The sequence below is a fragment of the Gemmatimonas sp. genome (genome assembly GCF_031426495.1).
Lineage (GTDB): Bacteria > Gemmatimonadota > Gemmatimonadetes > Gemmatimonadales > Gemmatimonadaceae > Gemmatimonas.
In genome coordinates this window covers 1-7247 of the sequence record NZ_JANPLK010000022.1, presented here as the reverse complement: position 1 = coordinate 7247, position 7247 = coordinate 1, and the positions used below count along the sequence as shown (strand labels likewise).

The window sequence follows — 7247 nt, the reverse complement described above, 5'->3', positions numbered from 1 at the left end:
GGCGGATTCAACGAGTCGGTGCAACGCTCTCAGCGAAGATAGCTGCCGGCGTGCGGAAGCCGAGGGTTTTTCGCGGACGCGTATTCACTTCGTGGGCGACCCGATCGAGATCGCGTTGGGTATACGCGGACAAATCAGTGCCATCGGGAAAGTACTGACGTAAAAGTCCGTTGGTGTTTTCGTTGGTCCCGCGTTGCCATGGACTTTTCGGATCACAGAAGTACACGGCGACGTCGGCGGCAACCGAAAAGCGATGGTGCTGGGACATTTCGTGACCGCGATCCCAAGTGAGTGACGCCATGAGGCCATCTGGGAGCCGCCGCACTTCGCGAATGAGCGCGCTGACGACTTCCGTGGTGGACTTGTTCGTGACGCGCACGAGATGCACATAGCGCGACGTTCGCTCGACGAGGGTCGCGATGTGGCTGTTCTTCGCGCCAGAGATCAAGTCGCCTTCCCAGTGGCCAGGAATGGCCCGATCCTCGATGCTGGCCGGCCGATCCGCGATCGACACCGCATCGACGATCTGCCCGCGCAACTGGCCCTCTTTGCACGCTTTCTTGCTCCGACGCATCGGGCGCCGGGTGCGCAGATGCGCGGTCAGCTCTTGCTTGAGGGCGCCACGGGCCTGCATGAACAGGCTGCGATAGATCGTTTCGTGCGACACGTGATACTGTGGATCGTCGGGATACGTCACGCGCAGCCAGCCCGTGATTTGAGCCGGGGACCACCGCAAACGAAGCTTCGCATCGACCAGACGTTGTAGGGGCGCATTGATCGCCAGCCATGCGGGCTTCGGGCGACGGGCGGTGCGCCATGCGCGATCCTCGGCGTCACGAGCGCGATATCGAGCAGCTCCTCCATTCCGCTTAATCTCGCGACTGATCGTCGACGGTGCCCGCCCTAATCTGCAGGCGATGGCACGTACGCTCTCGCTCGCCGCGACGCCCCGGGAAATATCCTCGCGCTCATCCGCCGTGAGGGCGCTACACGCCCGTCGTCGCACGACCGGTGCTACGCCACCCTGCGCCCGCACAAACGCGTAGATCGAGTTGCGTGTGTGGCCCAAGGCCCGGCCAATCGCGGCAAACGACGCTCCCGCCCGATACTGCACCCACACCACGTTCTTCTCCGCCCTCGATAGCCCCGGTCGACCTCGCTCCACCATCTCGTTGCTCCAGTGAGTGTGTGCAACTACGCCCTGTTGCACTCACTGGTTGAATCCGCCCAAGTCTGATGCCTGTACTCAGAACACTGAGTACTGATCCGCGATTTCCCCGTCGAGCCTTCAGCGCCCGCGAGTAACCGAGAAGGAAAGCATCACCGTCCTCGGCATTCCCGGCTCGAACGCCAGCGCTTTTCCATTCACGATATCGGGGTTCAAGAAGGCCGAGCCGATGAAGCGGCGGTCGCCGAGATTCTCGACCGTGAGGAAGCCCTTCACCGTGGCATCGCCGACCAGCAGGAGGCGATCGGCGCGCAGGCTGGCGCTGACAATGTGCGACTCCGTCACGCGCACCGCGTTGGCATCGTCGGCCCAGTAGCCGCCGGTGCCTTGTACACCGAATTGCGCAGCGAGACCGAGGGGCGCCTTGGAGGGTGCCCAGGTGGCGTTGGAACCATAGAACCAGTCGGGGATCCCGACGATGCGATTGCCGCTGTAGTCGGCCTTCGCGCCGGCCTTGCCATAGTGGACGGAGTCGATCACGTACTGGGTGTACGTGTTGCGCGAGAGCGTGAGGGAGTTCTCGAAACGGAGGTCGCCCTTGGCGAGTGCGGTCACGGCGATTTCGGCGCCGGTGCGACGTGCGCGGCCGGCCATGAAGTAGAAGCGTCCACCGCGATACGGCACGATTTCGTTGCGCACATTGGTGACGTACGCGGCGGCGTCGTACGACACGCTGCTCAGCACACCAGAGCCATCACCGACCATGAAGATCTGCTTGGTGCCCACTTCGTATGTGTACGAACGGATCGGCTCGAGCAGCGGATTGAGCGCGGTGACGGTGTCTTGTCCAAAGGTACCGGCGGGATCCGTCTCGTTGCCGGCGGGCGCTTCGACACCGCCGCCCACGTTCGCGTACAGCGTATGCGTTTTCGACACGCGCCACGACGCGCCGACTTTCGGCGTGAGTTGTGAGAAAGTGCGGCTCGCGTCGGTTTTCGGATTCAGGTAGTTCTTGTAGTAGTATGAAATCGCGTCGCCGCGCAGACCGAGCGTGATGCCGACCTTGTCGTTCAGCGTGAGCTCGTCTTCGAGGAAGATGCCGCTGTTGTAGGCGCCTTCCTTCTTGTTGTCGCGCAGCGTGGTGCCGCGACCGTTGGTCGCGCTCAACGAGTAGAACAGCACGGCGCCGTCCTGGTACGCCTGATCGAGTCCGGCGGTGAAGCGATTCGTGAACGTGGGTGACACCACATCCTGCCGGGTATACGCGGCGTTGGCGCCGCCATGATATCGCGTGAAATCACGGAAGGTGCCGCGCTCGGAACGCTGGAGATACTTCGGATTGATGTACGCCACCACCGACACGCTCGACTTGTCGTCGATGGCATGCTCCACGCTGGCGCCGAGCCGGGCGAGACGGTTGTAGCGACGTTCATCGCGACCGTTGTAGGTGGTGTTGGCCTGACGCGGGTTCGCTGCCACTTCATCGGCCGAGAGCGGGCCGGGAACGTGGAAGAGATTGTTGGCGCCGAGCAGGTGAATGCGCATCTGCGTCTTGTCGCCCACCGGAGCCACGATGCCGGTGTTCAGCAGCACGCGACGCGCGTCGGAGTTCACGCGCCAGCCGTCGAAATTCGTGTTCACGAACGTGGCGTAGGCCACGCCGCCCCTGGTGCCAATGGGAGTGCCCGTCTGCGCGATGTAGCGCTGCAGGCCGTAGCTCCCGCTCTGATACTGCATGGTCGCGAATGGACGATCGATTACGGGTACGGTGGACACGCTGATCACGCCGCCCGCCGCGTTGCCCCACAGCGCGCTCGCGTTCGAGCGGATGACGTCGATCCCCTCGGCCGAAGCAAGATCGATGTTATCGAACGACGTGCGTCCATCCGGCTCGGTTTCCGGCATGCCGTCCAGCAACACGCGCACGCCACGCGACGTGCCGGCGTTGCTGCGGTCGCCCGCGCCGCGCGCGCCGAAGCCACGGATGGCGATTCGCACGTCACTGGTGCCGTAACGAGACTGCACGAGGACACCGGGCACATTGCCGAGGGCGTCGTTGAGGCCGAAACCCGACTTGGCCGAAAACTGCGACTTGTCGATGTGCGTGATCGCCAGCGGCGACGTAAACGACGACTGCGTGCTGCGCGTGGCGCGCACGGCGAACGGGGCGAGGGTGCGCGCAATACTGTCCCGGCGAGCGGACGAGTCAGCCTTGGTTTGGGCGTGGGCGACGCTGGCGTCACCGAACCCTAGGGCACAGGCAGCCAGACTCAGCAGTTTCGAGCGGAGAGGAACAGAGGGCATCACGGGGAGTGCGTAAGGAACGGGCGGGTCACCGATCTACGCAGGGGAAGGTCAGCGTGTTGTCCTTAACGCGGGATCAACGGACAGCCCAGTAGCCAGTTTTCAGTGGTCGGAGTTCAGGCGTCAGACTGGGTATAGTGGTCAGAGTCCAGCAGATACAGTGCTCAGTTGCGAGAATTTCCTTACTGCGCGTGGGGCCGCGGGGGCGGTGGGCCCAAACAGCGAGTGCCGAGCAAAGGCCTCATGAATCGTCAGATCCATGAAACCCGCTCGGCACTGTGGACTGTTGTTGGCTGAATGCTGAACACTATACCGATCAGAGTTCTGAGTTCAGATCACTGAGCGTCTGGGCAGTTCGCAGTTCAGCCGAAATAGTCCTGCTGTCCCTTCGGTCGGCGCGATTCGCGCTCGGCCTTCCCGTACTTCCCTTCGTCCGATCGCGAAATCTTCCTCCGCGCTACCAGCGCTTCGAGGACCAGTTCGCAGGCCACGACGATCATCGCATCGTCGCCTTTCTTGGCGAGTCCGAGCGCGATCACCGTCTGCACGAGACTCGGGACAGTTTCGAAACCCTGGCGCACGAGATCCATCGCGATTTCGTCGGCCACCTGCAGTGCGCCACCGCCGTCGAACCACATGATCACGTCTTCGGCGTCGATATCTCCGGCGCGTTCACGCAGCGTGGCGTCGCAGGCGCGACGGATGAGATCCTTGGCGATCGTGGCGCCACCGACGAGTTCCCCTTCGTACTCGAGCTCGATCTTGCCGGTGATGGCGGGCAGGGCGGCGTACACGTCGGCCACGCGCGGCACGGCTTCGCTGTCACCGTTGCGCAGCGCGCGCTGTTCGGCGTTCGAGACCACGTTCTCCATCGCGGTGATCGGCATGCGCTGTGACACGCCGGAACGCTTGTCGATGCGCTTGTCGTCGCGCGCTTCGAAGGCGATGCGCTCCACCACTTCCTCGATCAAGTCGGGGACGCGGATCTGCACGCCGTCGGAACGCTTCGTCCACGCTTCCTGACGCGTAATCTCGACGCCGAGTTCAACGCTCTCGGGATAGTGCGTGATGATTTCGCTGCCGATGCGGTCCTTGAGCGGCGTGATGATCTTGCCGCGAGCCGTGTAGTCTTCCGGATTGGCGGTGAAGCAGAGCAGGACATCAAGTGCGAGACGCACCGGGTAGCCTTTGATCTGCACGTCGCCTTCCTGCATGATGTTGAACAGGCCGACCTGCACCTTGCCGGCGAGGTCGGGGAGCTCGTTCAGCGCGAAGATGCCGCGGTTGGCGCGCGGCAGCATGCCGTAATGGATCGTGAGCTCGTCACCGAGGATGTGTCCACCGCGCGCGGCCTTGATGGGGTCCACGTCGCCGATGATGTCGGCGATGGTCGCATCGGGCGTCGCGAGCTTCTCGACATAGCGCTGGTCACGCGACACCCAACCGATCGGGGTCTCGTCGCCGTGCTCCTGGATGAGTTGCTTGGCGTACTTCGAGATCGGCGCGAACGGATCGTCATTCACTTCGCTGCCGGCCACGACGGGCATCTGTTCGTCGAGCAGCGTGACCAGCGCGCGCAGGATGCGCGACTTCGCCTGGCCGCGCAAGCCGAGCAGGATGAAGTTGTGGCGCGCGAGGAGCGCGTTCACGATCTGAGGCATCACGGTGTCTTCGTAGCCAAGCACGCCGCGGAAAAGCGGGCCGCCAGACTGCAGGCGAACGATCAGGTTACGCCGAATCTCGTCTTTGACGGACTTCGGGCGATTTGTGGCGTAGCCGGAGCGCTTGAGAGCGCCGAGGGTCTCGGGGAGTCTGGACACAAAACCTCAGTGAGTCAGGAACAGGACGTATCATGGTTAGCACCTGCCGCGGGACCTTGGTTCCCGCGCTTTTGCTACCGGTGCGGTTTCCAGACGTCCCAATCGGCCCGTGCCGCCCGGGCAATTGCATAGAGCGGCATCACGAGCAAACGCTGTGCGAACAGCAGACCTTTCGCCTTCTGTCCGAGGCGCCCGGGCGCGAGTGTGGCGAGGAGCCAGACGAGCGCGATGGTGGCCACTCCGGTGGCGAGCAGTGTCCACGCCGTGACGGGGCTCGCCAGCATGATCGCGCCCCATGTGGCGACACCGCCGATGAGCAACAGCACCGGCGTGGCGGGACGCGTCAGCTTATGTAGCAGGAAGTCTTTCCACATCGGGTTCCTTCGCGGGCTCAACACCGCCGGAAACCAGCGAACGAACTGCAGCATACCGGTCATGGTGCGCAGTCGCCTTGCGTACTCGTCGTCCCGCGTGAAGCGCCGCGGATCGGTGACTCGAGCCGCCGTAACAATGCCGACGCGACCTCCATTCGTGACAACGGAGTAGGTGCTCCAGAGGTCGTCGCAAATAAGTCCGGCAGGCATTTCGCGCCAGAATCGTCGATGCATGACGTACGCGCATCCGGTCACGCAGATGATGCTGTGTCGCCTGGCCTGGCCGAGTCGAATGGCGAGCTCGCGTGCCCAATAGCGATCCATGAGGGCGTCGCCACTGGTAGGCGCGAGCGTTGCCGTCATCGCGCCCCAGCCGTCTGTTCCGACAGCGGTCACGAGTTTCGTGATGGCGTCTCGTTCGAATGACTGCGCCGTATCCACGAAGAGCAGATACTCGTGCGTCGCCGCCGCAACGCCGGCGTTCAGTGCTGAGGACTTTCCGGCGACGGCGCCGTGCACGGCTCGGGTCCCGAGCGACAGCTTTTCCTGCAGAGTGTCCAACCCGCTCGAGCGTGTCGCGTCGAGCGCGACCACGATCTCCATCAGGTGCGACGGATAATCTCCGCCTCGCAGATCCTCGATGCGCCGCAGAATCGCCTCGTCGGATTCGCGCGTGGCGAGGATGACGCTGATCGGTGTGGCGACCAAGCCCGCCGCATTGGACGAGTTCTCGCCAGCGCCCACACCAGCTGCTTTCGCAGTTCTGGACGGGTAGACCACCCACCCGAGGACTAGGATGCCGAATGCCGTGACGGCGATGGCGACGAGGACGATGAGCACGGCGGAAGGGTAAGGGCAGGGAGGAGCTCGCGCCACGGCCCTTTAGCGCCCGGCCGGCGTGCGCCCCAACACGAAGGAAACCGTTGTGTCACAAACGCTTGGCCTCACTCGGAACACTGCGGTCGTTGCGGTGTGACCCTTGACAGCTGAGCACGGAGCCATAACTTGTGTTCGCTAGATCCCCGTCGGCGTTCTGCCGGGGGGGCCGTGCGCTTTTCAGGACGCACGGCGCAACCACCGCACCGTATGGAGTCCTCCACTATGAAGCGCATCGCTCTCGTCGCTGCTGCACTCGTGCTCGCCGCCTGCTCCGCCAAGGAAGAGGCCCCGGCCGCTGATTCGGCCGCCGCTGCTCCGGCCGCTGCCGCCCCGGCCATGGATTCGGCCGCGATGACGCCGCCGCCGGCTGACTCGGCCGCGATGGCCGCCCCGGCTGCTCCGGCCGCCGACACGACCAAGCACTAAGCTTGACGTCAGCAGTAACGGAAAGGCGGGCGACGAAAGTCGCCCGCCTTTTTCGTTGTGGGTCGGTGCGAGAAATCAGCACGACCTGTCGATGCGCTCCACGAAATACGCTCGACACTGTGGACTGAAGTTCGCTCGACTCTGAACACTATATGAGGCGGATTCAACGAGTCGGTGCAACGCTCTCAGCGAAGATAGCTGCCGGCGTGCGGAAGCCGAGGGTTTTTCGCGGACGCGTATTCACTTCGTGGGCGACCCGATCGAGATCGCGTTGGG

Annotated in this window: 5 protein-coding genes; 1 reads left to right on the top strand and 4 read right to left on the bottom strand. The window is 63.6% G+C overall.

Annotation, left to right across the window (positions count from 1 at the left end; translation table 11 throughout):
• Positions 1 to 7: 7 nt before the first annotated feature.
• The 4 genes from RMP10_RS06990 to RMP10_RS06975 form a co-directional block, all read right to left on the bottom strand.
• Positions 8 to 1168: an IS30 family transposase gene (locus tag RMP10_RS06990; protein WP_310569650.1), complete on the bottom strand. Its 1161-nt coding sequence runs from the start codon at positions 1166 to 1168 to the stop codon at positions 8 to 10.
• A gap of 120 nt (positions 1169 to 1288) precedes the next feature.
• Positions 1289 to 3472, bottom strand: coding sequence for a TonB-dependent receptor (locus RMP10_RS06985; RefSeq protein ID WP_310569649.1), 2184 nt, complete (start codon positions 3470 to 3472; stop codon positions 1289 to 1291).
• A 362-nt stretch (positions 3473 to 3834) separates the two neighbouring features.
• A complete protein-coding gene (locus RMP10_RS06980) occupies positions 3835 to 5292 on the bottom strand; it encodes a magnesium chelatase (protein ID WP_310569648.1) in 1458 nt (485 codons plus the stop codon).
• A 74-nt stretch (positions 5293 to 5366) separates the two neighbouring features.
• Positions 5367 to 6506, bottom strand: a complete 1140-nt coding sequence (locus tag RMP10_RS06975) for a glycosyltransferase (RefSeq protein WP_310569647.1) — start codon at positions 6504 to 6506, stop codon at positions 5367 to 5369.
• A gap of 261 nt (positions 6507 to 6767) precedes the next feature.
• On the opposite strand from RMP10_RS06975, the gene RMP10_RS06970 reads away from it, so the two are divergent.
• Positions 6768 to 6971 carry a hypothetical protein gene (locus tag RMP10_RS06970; protein WP_309670502.1) on the top strand — a complete coding sequence of 68 codons (204 nt, stop codon included), beginning with the start codon at positions 6768 to 6770 and terminating at the stop codon, positions 6969 to 6971.
• Positions 6972 to 7247 lie beyond the last annotated feature (276 nt).